Origin of the sequence: Mesonia mobilis DSM 19841, assembly GCF_000423405.1 — a bacterium.
GTDB classification, from domain to species: Bacteria; Bacteroidota; Bacteroidia; order Flavobacteriales; family Flavobacteriaceae; genus Mesonia; species Mesonia mobilis.
Map to the genome: position 1 here is coordinate 150,053 of NZ_AUHX01000004.1, position 18,734 is coordinate 168,786.

The window sequence follows — 18,734 nt, forward strand, 5'->3', positions numbered from 1 at the left end:
AGTAGCTGAAAACAATGCTTCATTTTGAAAAGCTAGCGATATAATCTTTAAATTTATACTACTAATAAAAAATGTACTGAAATGAGCACTTTAAGATTAGGCGATACCGCCCCGAATTTTGATGCGGAAACTACCGAAGGAAAACTTAACTTTTACGATTATTTAGGAGATAGTTGGGGAGTTCTTTTTTCTCACCCATCAGATTATACTCCCGTTTGTACCACAGAATTAGGAACGGTAGCCAACTACAAACCAGAATTTGATAAGCGAAATACAAAAGTTATTGCGCTAAGCATCGACGATCTAGCATCCCATAAAGGTTGGGTAAAAGACATTGAAGAGACCCAAAACGTAAAGCTGAATTACCCGATTATTGCAGATGAAGATAAAAACGTATCTACTTTGTACGATATGATTCATCCTAACGAAGATGATAAAGCAACGGTAAGATCAGTATTTATTATAAGTCCCGACAAAAAGGTAAAGTTAACTTTAACCTACCCGCCAAGTACCGGAAGAAATTTTGAAGAATTACTTCGGGTGATCGATTCTTTACAATTAACGGCTTACAAAAAAGTAGCCACTCCTGCCAATTGGAAACATGGAGAAGATGTAGTGATTAGTCCTTCCGTTTCTAATGAAGAAGCAGAAAAATTATTCCCGAAAGGTTTTAAAGAAATTAAGCCTTACTTGAGAATGACATCGCAACCGGAAGATTAATTTTTGATTAAAACAGGGTGATCCTGAGCTTGATTCATAATTTCATCCTATTAAAAATAAAAAAACCTCAAAGTTTTCACTTTGAGGTTTTTTTATTTGTAGATTTTAATTTCTAGATAGAATAAGTCATAAAAACCATCCAACAAATAGATAATAAATTTAGAAAACCTACTCCTAAATATTGCTTACGATGATCTTTAGAAATAAAGTATTTCACCAAACCAAAACCAAATAGCACTAAAACGGCTAACACTACAGGTATGGTTAATAATTCAGCAAAAACTCCGATAATTACGAAATCTAACTCAAAATATGAAACTGCTCCTAAGCCTATTAAATAAAGTAGGCAAAGTAAACTAACAGTGATGATAATTTTTAAACGCTTCATATTCTAAAGATAGAAAAAATTATTTAGCTTGAACCAATTCTACATCAAATACTAATGTTGCGTTTGGCGGAATTACACCACCGGCTCCGCGCTCACCGTAACCTAAATGTGAAGGAATCACAAAACTAGCCTCATCTCCTTCTGAAAGTAATAAAATACCTTCGTCCCAACCGGCGATCACGTGACCTACGCCAACAGGAAACTCAATAGGTTGGTTTCTTTTAAATGAAGAATCGAAAACGGTTCCGTCGGTTAATTTTCCACGGTAGTGTACTTTTACCGGTTTTCCTTTTTCTGCCTGTTTTCCTTCTCCTTTTTTAGTGATTTTGTAATACAAACCACTATCGGTTTTAGTAAAACCTTCAGTAAGTTTTGCTAAAGCTTCTTCTTCTCTCTTTTTAGCTTCTGCTTCACGCTTTGCTTTTTCAGCATTAAAGGTTTCAAAAGCTTTTGCTCCGTCAAAATTTTCAGCTTCTTCACCTACTCTTTCGATGCTTACGCTTTCCATTTTATCGCCTTGAGCAACTTTATTTACGACATCTTGTCCTTCAACCACTTCACCAAAAACAGTGTGTTTACCGTCTAACCAAGGGGTTTCTACGTGAGTAATAAAAAACTGACTCCCGTTGGTTCCCGGTCCTGCATTGGCCATCGATAAAATACCAGGCTTGTCGTGTTTTAGTTCGGGATGAATTTCATCATCAAAATTATATCCGGGTCCGCCGGCGCCTGTTCCATCAGGATCACCACCTTGAATCATAAAATCTGGGATCACTCGGTGAAACGATAAACCGTCGTAATAAGCTTCGCCTTCTTTTTTTGCGTCGTTAGGCTGATTTCCTTCAGCTAAAGCCACAAAATTACCTACCGTTCCCGGAGTTTTATCGTGATGAAGTTTAACTACAATTTCTCCTTTAGAAGTATTAAATTTTGCGTATAATCCGTTTTCCATGTGTCTATTTTTTTCTGAAAGTACAAAGATAGAATTTCATCAGTCATCTTCCTAATGAAGATCGAGAAACAAAAAAACCGAATGCAAGGACATTCGGTTTTCTATCTATCTTAATTACTTATAATTCTAATTTGTCAGCTTAATGAAATAAAAAATTAATTGGCAACTTCACTTATAAACTTGATGCGATATAAACGAATTTCTTCATCTTCATAATCACCATCAAATTCTTCCATCGCTTCATCGATCTTATCGGTTTCTGCTTCTAGAAAATATTCGTGCAACTCTTCTTGTTGATCTTCATCTAAAACCTCATCGACCCAATAATTAATATTTAATTTGGTACCGCTATATACGATCGCTTCCATCTCTTTAATAAAATCGGGCATTTCTAAACCTTTCGCGTTCGCGATATCGGGTAAAGGTAATTTTCGATCGACACTTTGGATGATAAAAAGTTTTAAAGCACTATTGGCTCCGGTTGTTTTTACCACCAAATCGTCGGGACGCATAATATCGTTCTCTTCAACATAACGAGCGATAAGCTCAATAAAATCTTTTCCGAATTTTTTAGCTTTCCCTTCTCCTACTCCATGAATATTCGCCAGCTCTTCTTTGGTCACCGGATATTTGGTAGCCATATCTTCTAACGATGGATCTTGAAAAACCACAAATGGCGGAACATCTTTGCGCTTGGCTACTTTCTTGCGAAGATCTTTAAGCATTTTCATAAGTTGCTCGTCGGTAGAGCCGCCACCGCCTTTCTGTGCCGTCACAATATTGTCTTTAGATTCGCTGTCGTAAACGTGATCTTCGGTCATCATAAATGGTGTGGGTGCTGCTAAATATTCTTCACCTGCCGGAGTTACTTTGATAATTCCGTAGGTTTCGATATCTTTTTTAAGCAAGCCGGTCACTAAAACTTGTCGTAATAATGCCATCCAGTAATTGGCTCCTTTTTCTTTTCCTTGTCCGAAAAGCTCGATCTCATCGGTTCTATGAGATTTTATTAAAGCGTTTGATTTACCAATAAGAGTATTAACAACTTCTTTTGCTTTGTAAATCGCATTGGTTTCTTTCACCACTTTCAACAACAACTCAACATCTTCCTGTGCTTCGTGCTGTTTCTTAGGGTTACGAACGTTATCGTCCATATCGCCGCCATCACCGGTTTCTGTATCGAAATCCTCTCCAAAATAATGAAGTATAAATTTTCTTCTAGAGATCGATGTTTCAGCAAAAGCAACAACATCTTGCAGCAACGCATGACCAATTTCTTGCTCAGCTACCGGTTTACCACTCATAAACTTCTCTAGCTTTTCAATATCTTTATAAGCATAATAGGCTAAACAATGTCCTTCGCCACCATCACGACCGGCACGACCAGTTTCTTGATAATAACTTTCAATACTTTTAGGGATATCGTGATGAATTACGAAGCGAACATCTGGTTTATCGATCCCCATCCCGAAAGCGATCGTCGCAACAACTACATCAATATCTTCCATTAAGAACATGTCTTGATGCTTTGCTCGGGTTTTACCATCTAAACCGGCGTGGTAAGGAACGGCGTTAATCCCATTTACCTGAAGAGTTTGCGCCAACTCTTCAACCTTTTTTCGGCTTAAACAATAAATAATACCGCTCTTACCGGAATTTTGTTTCACAAACCGAATAATATCGGCATCAACATTTGCGGTTTTTGGGCGTATCTCGTAGTATAAATTAGGGCGATTAAAAGATGCTTTAAAAGTTTTAGCATTCGTAATGCCTAAATTTTTTAAAATGTCTTCTTGCACCTTTGGAGTAGCGGTCGCAGTTAGCGCTATAATAGGTATATTATCACCAATGCGCTTAATTATTCTACGTAAATTTCTGTATTCTGGTCTAAAATCGTGCCCCCATTCACTAATACAGTGAGCTTCGTCGATCGCCAAAAAAGAAATTTTTTCATTTTTTAGAAAACCTACGTTCTCTTCTTTTGTTAAAGACTCGGGAGCTACGTAAAGTAATTTCGTAATTCCGTTAGAAATATCGGCCTTAACTTGTTTGATTTCTGTTTTGTTTAAGGAAGAATTGAGTACGTGGGCAATTCCATGTTCAGAAGAGATGCTTCGAAGTGCATCTACTTGGTTCTTCATTAAAGCAATTAGTGGGGAAACGACAATTGCAGTTCCTTCTTTAATTAATGCGGGAAGTTGGTAACAGAGAGATTTTCCTCCTCCGGTCGGCATGATCACAAACGTATCTTTATCGGTGATAATGCTCTTAATTACTTCTTCCTGCAGGCCTTTAAACTGGCTAAATCCAAAATACTTTTTTAACTCTTGATGTAAATTGATTTCTGTCAAACTGATATTTTAGTGTTACAATTTTACCTACCTTTGTCTATTCTAAAGATACATATTTCTTTAGGACTTACAAATTCAAATATTATAAAATTAATGCTTCAAAACAACATAATAAAGGTCGCAAAAGAAACAATTTCTAATGAGGCTCGCGCGATTGAAGAATTAATCAACCTTTTAGACCAAGATTTTACAGCGGCTGTCGAGCATATTTACAACGCTAAAGGTCGTGTAATTATTACAGGTATTGGTAAAAGTGCCATCATTGCCACTAAGATCGTAGCTACCTTAAACTCTACAGGAACACCGGCAATATTTATGCACGCTGCCGATGCCATTCACGGAGATTTAGGGACGATACAACAAGATGATGTTGTAATTTGTATTTCTAAAAGTGGAAACACGCCCGAAATTAAAGTCTTGGTTCCGCTCATTAAAAATTTCAAAAATACGCTTATCGCAATTACCGGTAATAAAGATTCTTTTCTTGGTAAGCAATCCGATTATGTATTAAATGCGTATGTAGAAAAGGAAGCTTGCCCTAATAATTTGGCACCGACCACAAGTACTACCGCACAATTAGTCATGGGTGATGCCCTTGCGGTTTCTTTATTGCACCTGCGAGGTTTTAGCAGTAAAGATTTTGCAAAATACCATCCCGGTGGTGCTCTTGGTAAAAAATTATATTTAAGAGTAAGCGATATTACTAAAGAAAATCAAAAACCACAGGTAAGCCCAGATACAAATATAACTGATGTTATTGTAGAAATTTCTGAAAAAATGTTAGGTGTAACCGCTGTGGTGGAAGAAAATAAGATCGTAGGGATCATTACCGATGGTGATTTACGTAGAATGATCACCACCAACAAAGAGTTCACACATCTTACGGCCAAAGATATTATGGGTAAAAACCCTAAAGTGATTAGCAACAAAGCAATGGCGGTAGATGCGATGGAATCATTAGAAGAAAACGGAATCTCCCAACTTCTTGCTGAAGAAAAAGGGAAATACGTTGGCGTAGTACACCTGCACAATCTTATGAAAGAAGGAATTATTTAATATGGCTAAACGACCCAAAGTAAATCCAAACGAGATGTCTTTTCTCGACCATTTGGAAGAATTAAGATGGCATTTAATTAGAGCTACACTTGCAGTAGTAGTAGCTGGTATTTTTGCTTTCATTGCGAAAGAATTTATTTTTGATATTGTATTATTAGGGCCAAAACAACCCGATTTTATTACGTATCAGATTTTATGTGATGTTGCAAAATCGGTTGGGTTAGATGAAAGTTTTTGCTATACAGAAATCCCGTTCAGCATACAGAACAGAACGATGTCTGGGCAATTTAGCATTCATATGTGGACGGCCATTACGGCAGGTTTCATTATTGCTTTCCCATATATTTTATATGAATTTTGGAGATTTATTGCGCCGGCACTTCACGAGAATGAGCGTAAAGCTTCACGAGGTTTTATCATTATCGCTTCTCTCCTGTTTTTTATTGGAGTTTTATTCGGTTACTATGTAATTTCTCCTTTATCGATTAACTTTTTAGGAAGTTACCAAGTAAGTGAAGAGGTAGTTAATGAGATCGATCTCTCAAGTTATATGGGGTTGATCAGAGCTTCTGCCTTAGCCAGCGGAATTGTTTTTGAGCTCCCAATTATTATCTTCTTGCTCACCAAAATAGGATTGGTGACACCACAGATATTAAAACAATACAGAAAATTTGCTTTGGTGGGTATTTTAATTGTTTCTGCAATTATTACTCCGCCAGACATCGCCAGCCAAATTGTAGTGGCTATACCCGTTCTAATTTTATATGAAATAAGTATTTTCATCTCTAGAATGGTCTTAAAAAAAGAAAGAAAAGAAAAAATTGAAGAGAAAAGTATCACTAAAAATTAAGTAAACAATGATCGATCAAGTAGATGAGTTTAACGCTTATCGCCAGAAGATGAATGATAAAATTCTAGGAGAAAACAACAAAGTACTTAAACGCATTTTCAACCTAGACACCAACGCTTTTGCTGAAGGTTCTTTAGATGTAAAAACAAAAGAATTATTAGGTCTAGTAGCATCTTTAGTGCTAAGATGCGACGACTGTGTAAAATATCATTTAGAATCAAGCCACAAATCTGGAGTGAGTAAAGACCAAGTGATGGAAACCCTTAGTATTGGCACATTAATTGGAGGTACCATCGTGATCCCGCATTTACGTAGAGCATACGAATATTGGGAAACCTTAGAAAGTAAATAATCGTTAGGGAGCTTTCTCGGCTCCCTTTCATTTCATTTAAATTCGCTAGTTAAATATGATGAAGTTAAGAGCAGACAATCTTATAAAAGCCTATAAAGGAAGAAAAGTAGTAAAAGGTATTTCTGTAGAAGTAAACCAAGGAGAAATCGTAGGCTTACTTGGCCCAAATGGAGCCGGAAAAACCACTTCTTTTTATATGATCGTCGGCCTCATTAAACCAAATAGCGGACATATTTACCTCGACAAAACAGACATTACTAAATTCCCGATGTACAAACGAGCACAGAACGGGATTGGTTACCTTGCGCAAGAAGCATCGGTTTTTAGAAAGTTAAGTATTGAAGATAATATTATGAGCGTACTTCAACTCACCAAGCTTTCTAAAAAAGAACGTGAAATGAAGATGGAAAGTCTTATTGAAGAATTTAGCTTAGGTCATATTCGTACCAACCGTGGTGATTTACTTTCGGGAGGTGAACGTCGTAGAACAGAAATTGCTCGTGCTCTAGCGACCGACCCTAAATTTATTTTGTTAGATGAACCTTTTGCCGGTGTAGATCCTGTAGCGGTAGAAGATATTCAGCGTATTGTCGCGCAATTAAAAGACAAAAACATTGGTATTCTTATTACCGATCACAACGTACAAGAAACCCTTGCCATTACCGATAGAACGTACTTGATGTTTGAAGGAAGTATCTTAAAACACGGTCAACCGGAAGAACTTGCCGAAGACGAAATGGTACGTAAAGTATATTTGGGGCAAAACTTCGAATTACGTAAGAAAAAATTATTTCAATAGAAATAATTCAGGTTATTCTTCTACTTTATTTCCTGAAAAATTCAAAATTACCGAAAGTAACACGTAGCTGATAATAATAATGGGTAGAGCTAAGTATTGAAACAATACTAAAGTCGCTAGAGCAAAGATTAGAAATGCAAAGCGATACCAGTTATCTTTTAAGCTGAAGTTTTTAAATTTTAAAGCGAATAAAGGTATTTCAGCATTCAGCATAAAACAGCTCAACACACTCACAGCAAGTAAAAACCATTTGTTTAAAATAAGGTCAAGCACCCAAGCTTCTGACTGATAAATCAAAATTAGCGGTAAACTCAAGATAAAAATCGCATTAGCAGGAGTGGGCAAACCAATAAAAGAGGTGGTTTGTCGATCGTCGATATTGAATTTCGCCAAACGATAAGCAGAACCTAAGGTAATTAACAGACCAAGTAAAGCAAATACAGGAAAGTTAAAATCTAACACCGAACCACTTCCCCATTCTCGGGTCATTTCATATTCCGCACTAATCGATTTTTTCATCAATTGAAACATCACTATTCCCGGCACTAATCCGCTGGTAATTAAATCGGCTAACGAATCTAACTGCAAACCTAATTCACTTTGTACTTTTAAGCTTCGCGCAGCCAAGCCATCAAAAAAATCGAAAAAGATACCTAATCCTACAAAAATTGCGGCGCCGACTAAGTTATTTTGCATCGCGAGAATCACCCCAATACAACCCGACAATAAATTTAAAAGCGTAATTAAATTAGGTACTTGTTTTTTCAACATAGAATTAGATTTTAAAGTAAAAGTACAAAAACTGTTGAAAGCACTATTACGTAAAGACAATATATAACAAGAATAAAAGTTTATATTATAAATTAATTAAGATATTTGCGCAAAATTTAACTTTAGTGAACGCCAAACTACTTTTCATACTTCTAATTACCGGTCCTATGTTAACCGCTCAAAGTGTACGCAGGTATTCTAATGAGTTTTTAAATATAGGAGTAGATGCGGCTGCTTTTGGAATGGCAAATTCTGTAGCAGCAACGACCGACGATGTAAATGCTGCCTATTGGAACCCGGCAGGACTAATCGATATTGAAGACAACGAAGTAGCCTTAATGCACGCCAGTTATTTTGCAAACATTGCCAATTACGACTACTTAGCCGGTGCAAAACCTTTAGACGATAGAAGTAGCATTGGGTTTAGCGTGATTCGATTTGGGGTCGATAATATTATGAACACGACACAGCTTATCGAACAAGATGGGCAAATTAATTACGATAACATTACCTACTTTTCTGCAGCAGATTATGCGTTCACACTATCTTATGCTCGTAATTTACAATTAGTAGATGGGTTTAGTTATGGCGTTAATGCAAAAGTAATTCGCAGAATTATTGGTGAATTTGCCACGTCTTGGGGATTTGGTTTCGATGCCGGTATTCAATACAAAACCGACAGATCTGGATGGCGTTTTGGCGCGATGGCGAGAGATATTACCACCACTTACAATACTTGGACGATCGACGAAGATGAATACAGCACAATACAAGAAGCGGTCGAAGGACAAAACCAAGAACTCCCGGAAACGACAGAAATTACGTTACCTAAACTACAATTAGGGATTGCAAAAACCTTTACGGTTCGTTACGATTTTGATGTAAAAGCAGAATTAGATATGCACATGCGTTTTGCACAAACCAACGATATTATTTCTACTTCAGCAATTAGTGCAACACCATCTTTTGGTTTTGAGGTTGGCTACATCGATTTGGTGTATTTACGAGGTGGCGTAGGTAACTTTCAGAATGTAGAACAGTTCGATAATTCTACGCAGGTTGGTTTTCAGCCCGGTTTCGGAGTCGGCTTTCAATACAAAGGCATTCACTTAGATTATGCGTTTACCGATATTGGCGATCAAAGTGTGGCCTTATATTCAAATGTTTTTTCGTTGAAGATCGATTGGCGTTTATTTAGATAAACAACCAAAAAAGATACAGGTTTAGCTCAACTTTTCTAACTTTGAAATCTTAACGATTTAACCTTATGAAGAATTTTCTTTTAGCCTTATCTAGCGGACTTCTATTGGCTCTAGCTTGGCCAACATACGGTTTTCCTTTATTGCTATTTTTCGCTTTTGTTCCGCTACTTATTGCTGAATTTAATCTTCGTCAACAAGATCAAAAAACGGGAGTCAAAGTATTTGGTTACGCCTACCTCAGCTTTTTTATCTGGAATATCATCACTACGTATTGGATCTATTTTTCTACGGGTTTCGGGATGTGGTTTGCCGTGTTGGTGAATAGTTTATTAATGACTTTGGTATTCTTTATTTACCATAAAATCGCCAAAAAAATCAACTTTACGGCCGGAGCCACATTTTTAGTCTGCCTTTGGATGTGTTTCGAAAAAATGCACCTCAACTGGGAGTTCTCTTGGCCTTGGCTTAACTTAGGAAATGGTTTTTCAGAATATATTTCTTGGATTCAGTGGTACGAATACACAGGAACTTTTGGAGGTACGCTTTGGGTTTGGTTGATCAACTTGGTCATCATGAAATCGGTTGTACTTTTTCTTCAGCATCAAGATAAAACCATTATTTACAGAGGAATTTTAAAAAGTGCTTTACTCATCATGATTCCTATAGGCATTTCGCTCTTCATATTTTATTCGGAAGAAGAAGCTGCTTCAGAAGAAATGGAGGTGGTGATTTTACAACCCAACATTAATCCCTACACCGAAAAATACTACACCAGCGACCGAAAAGTTGGAGAGCTATTAGTAAAACTTGCCAATGAAAAAATCACCGACAGCACCCAACTTGTACTCGCTCCAGAAACGGTGTTTGCCGGCGGTACGAAGCTCGATGAATTTGAATACAGTAATTCGTATTACTTCGGAAAACAAATGAGCATCGATCACCCTCAAGTAAATTTTTTAGGCGGAGTTTCTTTTTTCAATATTATCAAAGATGAAAAAGATATTGCTCCACAATCAAACTATGCTGAACATAAAAATTTTTGGTATAACGATTACAATTCAGCTTTCCTAATAAATCAAGAAAACAACAGCCAAATTTACCACAAATCTAAACTGGTGGTGGGCGTAGAGAATTTTCCATATCAGTCGACTTTAAAACCAATTTTAGGCGACGTAATGATCGACCTGGGTGGTACGGTTGCGATGAAAACTACACAAAGAGATCGAGAAGTTTTTGCTTTGAATTCCGGAGAAAAAGTAGCGCCGATCATTTGTTACGAATCGGTTTACGGCGATTATGTAACCAATTATGTAAAAAACGGAGCACAACTCTTAGCGATTATCACCAACGATGCCTGGTGGGGCAATACGCAAGGACATCAGCAACATTTAAGTTATGCACGCCTGCGAGCGATTGAAAACCGAAAAAATGTAGTGAGAAGTGCCAATACAGGAATTTCAGCAGTGATCAATTCAAAAGGAGAAATTTTAAAAAGGTTAGCCTATGAAGAACAAGGAAGTATCAAAGCCAAAGTAAAATTGAATGACCGTAAAACTTTCTACACACAATTTGGAGATTACTTACCGAGAATTGCTCAGTTCTTAGCCTTATTTATTTTTCTATTCGCCTTAACCCGCAGAAGAAACCAGGTTTAATTGAAAAGTTAGTTTTTTGTTATTAGTTGACAGTTGACAGTTGACAGTTGACAGTTTAAAAAAAATTAATTTTCAAATTGATTTTAAACCTTTCGTTTTTGATATCATATGAAGAAGAATCGAGAGTTCTTTCTATTTCAGTTTCAACTTAAACTTCAGCTTCAGCTTCTTATTATCCTGAGCTTGTCGAAGGATAACCCCACCCGTTATCCCGAACTTGATTCGGGATCTCATGAATCAGAACACAGAATAACTTTACTAAACAAATCCAAGAGTCTAAGCTCTAGCCTCTAGGTTCCATTTTATAGATTTCTTCCTAAGCCCACTGAAGGATTACATTATTACGATATACAATTTACAACATACAGCGTAGCGCATACTGTATATTATCACCTATCCTTTAAGGAGTTACCGAAAGATATTTTACCTTCAAGTTCAATTTCATCTTCAGCTTCAATTTCTCGTCCTCCTGAGCTTGTCGAAGGATCAACTTTACCCATCTCCCGGACTTGATCCGGAATCCCATGAATGAGAACACAGAATAACTTCACTAAACAAATCAAATAGTCTAAGCTCTAGCCTCTAGATTCTATTTTCTAAATATCGTCCTGAGCCCACTGAAGGATTACATTATTACGATATACAATTTACAACATACTGCATAGCGCATACTGTATATTATCACCTATCTTTTAAGGAGTTACCTAAAAATATTTCATCTTCAACTTCAAGTTCAGCTTCAACTTCTCGTCATTCCGAGCCTGTCGAAGGAACTGTGACCACTGCAAACTGATTACTGTAAACCGAACACTGACTACTTGCCTACTAATCACTAACACCTACTGCCCTCTAAAAAAGATAACCGTACTAAGCGTTTTCAAAAAGATACGAAGATCAAGAAACAATCCTCTTTTTTTGATATAGTACAGATCATATTGAAGCTTGTGTAAACTATCTTCAATCGTAGAACCATAACTAATACTCACCTGCGCCCAGCCGGTAAGTCCCGGTTTGATCACGTGGCGAATCTCATAAAACGGAATTTCTTTTGCCAATTTTTTTACAAAAACAGGGCGTTCCGGTCTTGGGCCGATCACACTCATATCTCCACGCAGAACATTATAAAACTGCGGAATTTCATCTAAACGTGTTTTCCGTAAAAACCGACCGAACTTAGTAATTCGAGTATCATTAGCCTGCGCCCATTGTGCTCCGCCGGCTTCCGCATTGGTTACCATGGTTCGCAACTTTACGATTTTAAAATGTTTCCCGTGTCTTCCTACACGTACTTGCGAATAAAATAACGGACCTCGGTTTCCGATTAAATTCCCCAGAAATACAAAGGGAATTAAGAGTGAGCCCAGGATAATTCCGATAACAGAAAAAACGATATCGTAAATACGATGAAAAAACAGATAGAGCTTATTGTGGTTACTTCTACTAAACGGAAAATACTTATAAAAATCTTCCTTTAAACGAGATACGGGAATCTTGCTACTCAGTTCTTCATAAACCTGATCATATTCTCGAATCGGAAAACCTACTTCCAGCAAATCAATTAAAACATCGTAAAGTTTTTTCTCCATTCCGGAAGAATATCCGGTAGAAACGACTACTTCTCCGATATGTTCTTTTTTAATATAATCTTTAAGCGCTTCAACGTTAATTTTGGGTATTGCGCGAGTTACGTTAGACGCATCAAGTTCTTTGGTATCAATATATCCGGCAACCGTGTAATTAGGATCGGCAGTTTCTAATTCTTGAGCAATGGTAGCGATGTTAAAGGAATCGCCTACGACCACCACTTTTTTATAGAAACGAGGGGAAGATATAAATTTAATATACGCAAAACGCCAAAGTACAAGAGTTCCTAAAAAAGTGAAGTAAAACACCACGATCTGAAAGCGATTGGCAGGTAATAAGGGCGTATAAAAAGGGGTTAATAAATAACACAAGACCGTAACAGAAGAGGCGAGAACTAGATTTTTAAAAACCTTTATATAATTATTGGTCTTCTGTAAATTATACAATTCAAAAATAGTACAAAAAACGGTTAAGTAAATCGCTAAAACAATAATCCAAGCCCAATGAGCTTGTGATACCTGAAAGTAATCAAAATGAAGAAAATGACTCACTAGCTGTAATCCTCCTAAAACAAAAATCACATCAAATATCCGCAGCAAAATTTTACGCTCAGAGATCTCAAAATGTATTTTTGATTTTTTCTTCATAGTTAAGATAAATAAAATGCTAAGATATGGTTTTTCTTTTACTGCAAAACCGCATCCCACTTTTGTTTAACAACTTCCCAGTCAAATTGTTCAACTTTTTTTCGGGCAGCAACACTCAATTGCTGAGCAAATTCGGGTTGCGCTATTAATCGATCAATAGCGTTCACAAAAGCATCGCTATCATTCTTTGGTACAAGAATACCATCTTCTTCTGCATCGATCAAGTAAGGTAATCCGCCTACGTTGGTAGAGATCACCGGCAAGCCTAGCGCCATCGCTTCGATAACACTTACGGGAGTATTATCAAAATTAGTGGTATTCATAAAGATATTATATTCTTCAGCTAGAGTTACCCACTCTTCTTTCGTTAGTTTTCCGGTAAATTTTACCGGAAGATTTTTAGCTTCAGCGAGTGCTTTACATTTGGCTAGGCTTCCATCTTTTTCAGGACCTACCATACAAAGTTCAGCCTGAGGAAATTTTTGTTGTATGCTTTCAAAAACTTCAATTGCTAAAGTCGGATTGTATATTTCAGCAAACGATCGAACCCAGAGCAATTTTGGAGTGTCAAATACTCTATTTTTATAAGTATAGGCGTGTATAGGGATGGTATTAGGAATATATTTCAGATTAGTAAAACCTTTTTGTTCGAAAGCTGAAATTAAATAAGAGGAAGGCGCAATATTGTATTTAGCCTTAGAGAACAATTCGTTTGTTTTTGCGGGTGATGCTAAAAGTCTACTTGGTAAATTACCCCCATGAAGAATACAGATATAGGGTAATTGTAGTGTTCTTGCAATTTTAGCAGAAAGATAAGCATACCAAAAATTTGTAGTACTATAAGTATCTATCAAAAGGAAATCTACTTTTTTACTTTTCACAAATACGGTAGATAACATATGTAATAATCTAACCACTTTATTCGAAAACGACGATACAGAGGTTACTTGATAACCTTCTTGCTCGAGTTGCTTTCCTAAAGTTTCAACGCCCGTTGCATTTCTACCTTTGTGGGAGAGCTTGTTGCCGAGGTAAAGAAGATGTTTTTTTCTTTTTTTGATCATGGGTCGTATATACTAAACTTAATAAGGACAATCCGTAAACAAATCCGGGAGCGGCTATTCGCATGGAGGAATGAAAAACCGTTAAAAACCAAAATAACATAAACGGATAAAAATACACGTTTTTTCGCCCTTGTAATTTAGTAAGGGTTGGTGCACAAAGTAGGATCATCAAAGCGATAATTCCAAATAAACCGTGTTCCGAAATCATCCGACTAATTTCATTATGAGTAGGTAAAGAAGTTCCTAAAAGTTCTTCATGATAACTTTTGGTTTTTCCTACCCCGATTCCAAACACAGGACTATCGGTAAAAGCTTTATATTCAGCTAGAAAAAGATCCAACCGCCCGGTCGTAATATCTTCTTTTTCCCGACCAAGAGAATCCTTATTTTCATAGCGATTTCCAAGCATCCCTCCGGTTTGTATGAGGGTAAAAAACCAAATACCAACAGTTACGCCTAAAGTACCCAATAATTTAAGGGTTACTTTAGATTTGGTTTTTAAACTCGTGACGGCATAAATAATTACGGTAAAAACACCCGCCATAATGATAGCGGTAAAAACTCCTCCTCTCGAAAAAGTCAATAGAGCTCGATAAGCCATCGCTACTAAAAAAAACATCATCACAAAATGTACCCATTTATTTTTATACGGAATAAGAAAGCGGGTATACAATAAAAACACACCCAACCCGAGCGCCGTAGAAACCTGATTAGGTCCATAACCTCCGGATAAAGCGGGATTCGAAGCTGCTGACGTAGCGACAGTATCTAAACTTCGATTAGGAGTGTAGAGAAAAACATAAATAGTCATAGCAATTAAAGGGTAGATCATCACATCCATCAACGATAACATTTCTCGAAACCGAATTTTACGCCCATAACAATACAGAGCGGCAATACTTAGGGATAAAGGACCACTTAAATTAAAAGTTATTTCAGTTCTAAAATTGGCATCAAAGCCCAAGGTATTCATCGCTACAAAGACGCCGGGAATCAACAGTAAAATATATATCACATAAGGAAATGCACTTCTTTTAAAGCCTTGGTAAAACATGCCTAAAACCAGAAAAAACATAACAGCATACTTCCCGGTTTCATAAAATACCAAAGCTTTGGTCATTCTGAAAAACACCTCAGCTCCGGCAAAATAGGCAGCGGCAAATAAAACTTCCCGATCTTTTCCTCGCGATATAATGACCCTTCTAAGAAAAAATAAAAAAACCAAAGGCACATAAATTTTCATCAAAGAGCGTGAAAAATTGGCAGCAAAGCCTAACCCGATATGAAAAAGGATGATTTGCAATTGGTTGATATGTCGGCGAGCCTTTGCGTTCTTCAAGATTATTCCTGTTCTAAAATTTCAGTCCAAATTCTCTCATTGTAACGCGCAAAGGTAAAATTTTCAGCAACCTGATAAGCTTTAAAAGCTTTCTCTTTGAGCTTTAATTGATCTACGTTACTTAATTCATTCAATATAGCTACTAATTTTTCAGCAGTGGTTGGATTTACTATAAATCCATTTTTAGTATTAATATATTGACCTATACTCGATACATCGGATACAATTGGTATACACCCATAATTCATCCCTTCAGCAATCACTTTAGGAAAGCCTTCTGAAGCAGTACTTGGTAACAATAGAAAATGAGCGCTTCTATAAATGTCAAAAACTTCAGTTCTACTTAAAAATCCATGAAACTGAATAGGTAGTTTTTTTGTTTTAACTTGTTGCTCGTAAACCTCTCTTTTTGCCCCATTCCCAATGAAATGTACTTTTTCAATATAATCGTTTGTATTTTCAAAAGTCGAAAATGCATCGATGATTCGTTGCACCCCTTTTTCATCTTCTAATCGACCTACAAAACAAAACGTAAATTTTGGTTGATAGGTTTTATTTTTTAGCACATTTTTTCCTTCCGCTCGTTCAGCTAAAGTCAAACAAGGATTTTCAAAAGTTAGGCATTGTTTTGGTTGCTCTGGCCATTTTCCATTGATGGTAACTTTACGAGCTTGATTTTTCAGCATTTTACGCTGAAGAGCATAACCCAAAGGAGCATTTTCTTGAGCCCAATTTCCAGCATACTTAAACCAACCTTTTTTCTTTACCCTGTAAGTAAAATAAGGTATTAAATAAACACCAATCCCCACAGGAGCACGAAATTGAAAGACATCTACTTTATTTAATACATTTTTGACGATCGAAAGCGTTTTAGGTAAATTAGAAATTACCGCAAATTTTTCTCGTAAACTTCTACCTCCGGAAGGCGGCAACGCCACAAACTTCACACGATCAGATTGGTAAGCAATTGAACTTGGCGGTGGTGTTACTTCATGAAAAAAAGCGACATGATGAATTTCTTCAAAGCGATCTAATAAATGGTTAATTTCGGTAATGGTAGGTCCCCATCCTACAATATCACCTTCTTCATTACGATAATGCTCGGTATGTGAAATAATCGCTAACTTCATAGAAATGTTGAATGATTAAAAAAAGGAAATCAAAGCAAGTTTATGATTAAACTAGTCCTTTGCAAGTATACTAATTATTAAAATGTTTTCTGAAGTTTTTCAACCTAAGTACGATAAGATATATTTCGGTTTCTAGACTTCAATTTCCATAAACGAAAAACTATCTATCCAAAGCTGTCATCCTGAGCTTGTCGAAGGATCAACTCCACCCGTCATTCTGGACTTGATCCGAGATCTCATGAATGAGAGCACAAAATAATTTCACTAAAAAAATACAAAAGTCTATGCGCTCGCCGCTAGATTGTATTTTTTAATTATCATCCTAAGCCTCTTAAGATAAAATTCAACTTCAAAAGATGCTTCACTCCGCTACCGCTTCATTCTGCATGACAACTCAGGAAACTCACAAACTGTAATCCCGAAATAGGAGATAATCTTTCAATTTCGAATTCAACTTTAATTTCCCAAAGTCATCCTGAGCTTGTCGAAGGATCAACTCCACCCGTCATCCCGGACTTGATCCGGGATCTTATAAATGAAAACACAAAATAATTTAACTAAACCAACTCAAAAACTCGTAAACACGAATACTCGAAAACCTAAAATCTCTTCAATTTCAATTTTTAATTCAACTTCAATTTCCCAAAGTCATCCTGAGCTTGTCGAAGGATCAACAAACACAGTATACATTATACTTTATACAACTCCTAAAAAACTTCCAACTCCCCACTAACCTCTAACCACCTCCAAATATTGTTGAATAATCTTATCCCAAGTGAAATGTTGCGTCCACTCTATTGCGTTTTTACTAAATTGAGAATAATTGCCTAAAATAGTATCGATAGCATCAACAATTTCTTCTTTATCCTTATGATTGACTAATATACCAGATTTTTGATGAGCAATCGCATCTTCAATTCCACAACCTCTAGCGCCAATTCCCGGTAAACCTAAGGCATTCCCTTCTAAAATAGCGATCCCAAATCCTTCTACATCTCCTGCTGAAGTGTGTTCACTCAGCATCATAAAAATAGTGGCCTGCTTCAATAAATCAAGTTTCTCTTCTTCTGAAACTCTTCCGTGAAAAATTAAATGTTCTTCAACATTCAACTTTTCAGCCAAACTTACTAAGCGATCTTTGGTGGTTGGTATTCCTACAATATGATACTTAACTTGCGGATATTTCTTTTTGATCTCCGGCAAAGCTTCGATGATGTTATGTTGACCTTTTCGCGGAGTCACATTACCTACTGTGACCAAATTCAATTTAAAATCTGATGATAATGTTCGAACTTGGTTAGCAAATTCAGAAATTTCAAAGCCATTAGGAATCACTTCTACTTCTAAATTTAAGTGATCGATCAAGCTTTTGGTATAATTAGATACGGCAATGAGTCGATCAAAACGTTGTAAACAAAAATCGGTAAAATTTCGTTGAACTTTCGAAGGCAACAATACTTCACTACCGTGTAAAACAGCTACATATTTTTTATTTAAAAATAAACTGAGTAAACCGCCAATCCAAATAGAGAATTTCCCGGAAAGCAAAACAATATCATTTTTTTTAGCAAGCTGAAAAGATTTCAAAATACGATCAACATAACTTAAAAAAATAAGCTTCTTTCGAGGAATGCGAATAACTTCAAAATCCTGAGTGCTATCAAAATCACGCTCTTCTTTTCCTTCCCCGGAACGCTGATCTGAAATAACCTGCACGTCGATTTGGTTAGCTTGAAACGAACGAGCCAAATGCCAAGCATGATTCCCAATCCCTCCGGGTTGTGGAGGAAATTCAGATGTAACCAATAAAAGTTTTTGTTTTGATTTCAAGTTATTTATACTACTATTTTTTATTTCATTTATATTATTACCTA

16 protein-coding genes are annotated in these 18,734 nt (G+C 36.5%); 7 read left to right on the forward strand and 9 right to left on the reverse strand.

Annotation, left to right across the window (positions count from 1 at the left end):
- Nucleotides 1–81 precede the first annotated feature (81 nt).
- On the forward strand, nucleotides 82–720 hold the full coding sequence (locus tag G551_RS0103335; RefSeq protein ID WP_027884238.1) for a peroxiredoxin: 639 nt from the start codon (nucleotides 82–84) through the stop codon (nucleotides 718–720).
- Between the two features lie 112 nt (nucleotides 721–832).
- On the opposite strand, the gene G551_RS0103340 is transcribed toward G551_RS0103335, so the two are convergent.
- The 3 genes from G551_RS0103340 to recQ all read right to left on the reverse strand — a co-directional run bounded on the left by G551_RS0103340 (nucleotide 833) and on the right by recQ (nucleotide 4,417).
- Nucleotides 833–1,108 (reverse strand): hypothetical protein, encoded by a 276-nt coding sequence (locus tag G551_RS0103340; RefSeq protein WP_027884239.1) that lies wholly within the window; start codon nucleotides 1,106–1,108, stop codon nucleotides 833–835.
- 19 nt (nucleotides 1,109–1,127) lie between these two features.
- The gene (locus tag G551_RS0103345) at nucleotides 1,128–2,060 is read right to left on the reverse strand and encodes a peptidylprolyl isomerase (protein WP_027884240.1); all 933 of its coding nucleotides are present in this window, start codon (nucleotides 2,058–2,060) and stop codon (nucleotides 1,128–1,130) included.
- Nucleotides 2,061–2,215: 155 nt separating this feature from the next.
- Complete coding sequence (gene recQ, locus G551_RS0103350) at nucleotides 2,216–4,417, reverse strand: DNA helicase RecQ (protein ID WP_027884241.1); 2,202 nt, start codon at nucleotides 4,415–4,417, stop codon at nucleotides 2,216–2,218.
- An 87-nt stretch (nucleotides 4,418–4,504) separates the two neighbouring features.
- Between recQ and G551_RS0103355 the strand changes: the two genes are divergently transcribed.
- Genes G551_RS0103355 through lptB form a run of 4 tightly spaced genes read left to right on the forward strand, consistent with a single transcriptional unit; the run spans nucleotide 4,505 to nucleotide 7,468 of the window.
- Nucleotides 4,505–5,467, forward strand: a complete 963-nt coding sequence (locus tag G551_RS0103355) for a KpsF/GutQ family sugar-phosphate isomerase (RefSeq protein ID WP_027884242.1) — start codon at nucleotides 4,505–4,507, stop codon at nucleotides 5,465–5,467.
- A 1-nt stretch (nucleotide 5,468) separates the two neighbouring features.
- The gene (tatC, locus tag G551_RS0103360; protein WP_027884243.1) at nucleotides 5,469–6,317 is read left to right on the forward strand and encodes a twin-arginine translocase subunit TatC; all 849 of its coding nucleotides are present in this window, start codon (nucleotides 5,469–5,471) and stop codon (nucleotides 6,315–6,317) included.
- 7 nt (nucleotides 6,318–6,324) lie between these two features.
- Nucleotides 6,325–6,669, forward strand: a complete 345-nt coding sequence (locus G551_RS0103365) for a carboxymuconolactone decarboxylase family protein (RefSeq protein ID WP_027884244.1) — start codon at nucleotides 6,325–6,327, stop codon at nucleotides 6,667–6,669.
- 58 nt (nucleotides 6,670–6,727) lie between these two features.
- Nucleotides 6,728–7,468 (forward strand): LPS export ABC transporter ATP-binding protein, encoded by a 741-nt coding sequence (gene lptB / locus G551_RS0103370; RefSeq protein ID WP_027884245.1) that lies wholly within the window; start codon nucleotides 6,728–6,730, stop codon nucleotides 7,466–7,468.
- 12 nt (nucleotides 7,469–7,480) lie between these two features.
- Here the strand turns inward: lptB and G551_RS0103375 are convergent, their stop codons facing one another.
- Nucleotides 7,481–8,239 (reverse strand): CDP-alcohol phosphatidyltransferase family protein, encoded by a 759-nt coding sequence (locus tag G551_RS0103375; protein WP_036243232.1) that lies wholly within the window; start codon nucleotides 8,237–8,239, stop codon nucleotides 7,481–7,483.
- Between the two features lie 125 nt (nucleotides 8,240–8,364).
- Here G551_RS0103375 and G551_RS0103380 point away from each other — a divergent pair, with 125 nt between their 5' ends.
- Nucleotides 8,365–9,441: a putative type IX sorting system protein PorV2 gene (locus tag G551_RS0103380; RefSeq protein WP_027884247.1), complete on the forward strand. Its 1,077-nt coding sequence runs from the start codon at nucleotides 8,365–8,367 to the stop codon at nucleotides 9,439–9,441.
- Between the two features lie 65 nt (nucleotides 9,442–9,506).
- Nucleotides 9,507–11,096: an apolipoprotein N-acyltransferase gene (gene lnt, locus G551_RS0103385; RefSeq protein ID WP_027884248.1), complete on the forward strand. Its 1,590-nt coding sequence runs from the start codon at nucleotides 9,507–9,509 to the stop codon at nucleotides 11,094–11,096.
- An 839-nt stretch (nucleotides 11,097–11,935) separates the two neighbouring features.
- On the opposite strand, the gene G551_RS0103400 is transcribed toward lnt, so the two are convergent.
- The 5 genes from G551_RS0103400 to G551_RS0103420 all read right to left on the reverse strand — a co-directional run bounded on the left by G551_RS0103400 (nucleotide 11,936) and on the right by G551_RS0103420 (nucleotide 18,666).
- On the reverse strand, nucleotides 11,936–13,327 hold the full coding sequence (locus tag G551_RS0103400) for a sugar transferase (protein WP_027884249.1): 1,392 nt from the start codon (nucleotides 13,325–13,327) through the stop codon (nucleotides 11,936–11,938).
- A gap of 38 nt (nucleotides 13,328–13,365) precedes the next feature.
- The gene (locus tag G551_RS0103405) at nucleotides 13,366–14,391 is read right to left on the reverse strand and encodes a glycosyltransferase family 4 protein (protein WP_027884250.1); all 1,026 of its coding nucleotides are present in this window, start codon (nucleotides 14,389–14,391) and stop codon (nucleotides 13,366–13,368) included.
- A complete protein-coding gene (locus tag G551_RS0103410) occupies nucleotides 14,330–15,730 on the reverse strand; it encodes an O-antigen ligase family protein (protein ID WP_156876750.1) in 1,401 nt (466 codons plus the stop codon). The genes G551_RS0103405 and G551_RS0103410 overlap by 62 nt, the downstream gene beginning before the upstream one ends.
- 2 nt (nucleotides 15,731–15,732) lie before the next feature.
- A complete protein-coding gene (locus G551_RS0103415; RefSeq protein ID WP_027884252.1) occupies nucleotides 15,733–16,860 on the reverse strand; it encodes a glycosyltransferase family 4 protein in 1,128 nt (375 codons plus the stop codon).
- 729 nt (nucleotides 16,861–17,589) lie between these two features.
- Nucleotides 17,590–18,666, reverse strand: a complete 1,077-nt coding sequence (locus G551_RS0103420; RefSeq protein ID WP_229797303.1) for a glycosyltransferase family 4 protein — start codon at nucleotides 18,664–18,666, stop codon at nucleotides 17,590–17,592.
- Between the last annotated feature and the right edge of the window lie 68 nt (nucleotides 18,667–18,734).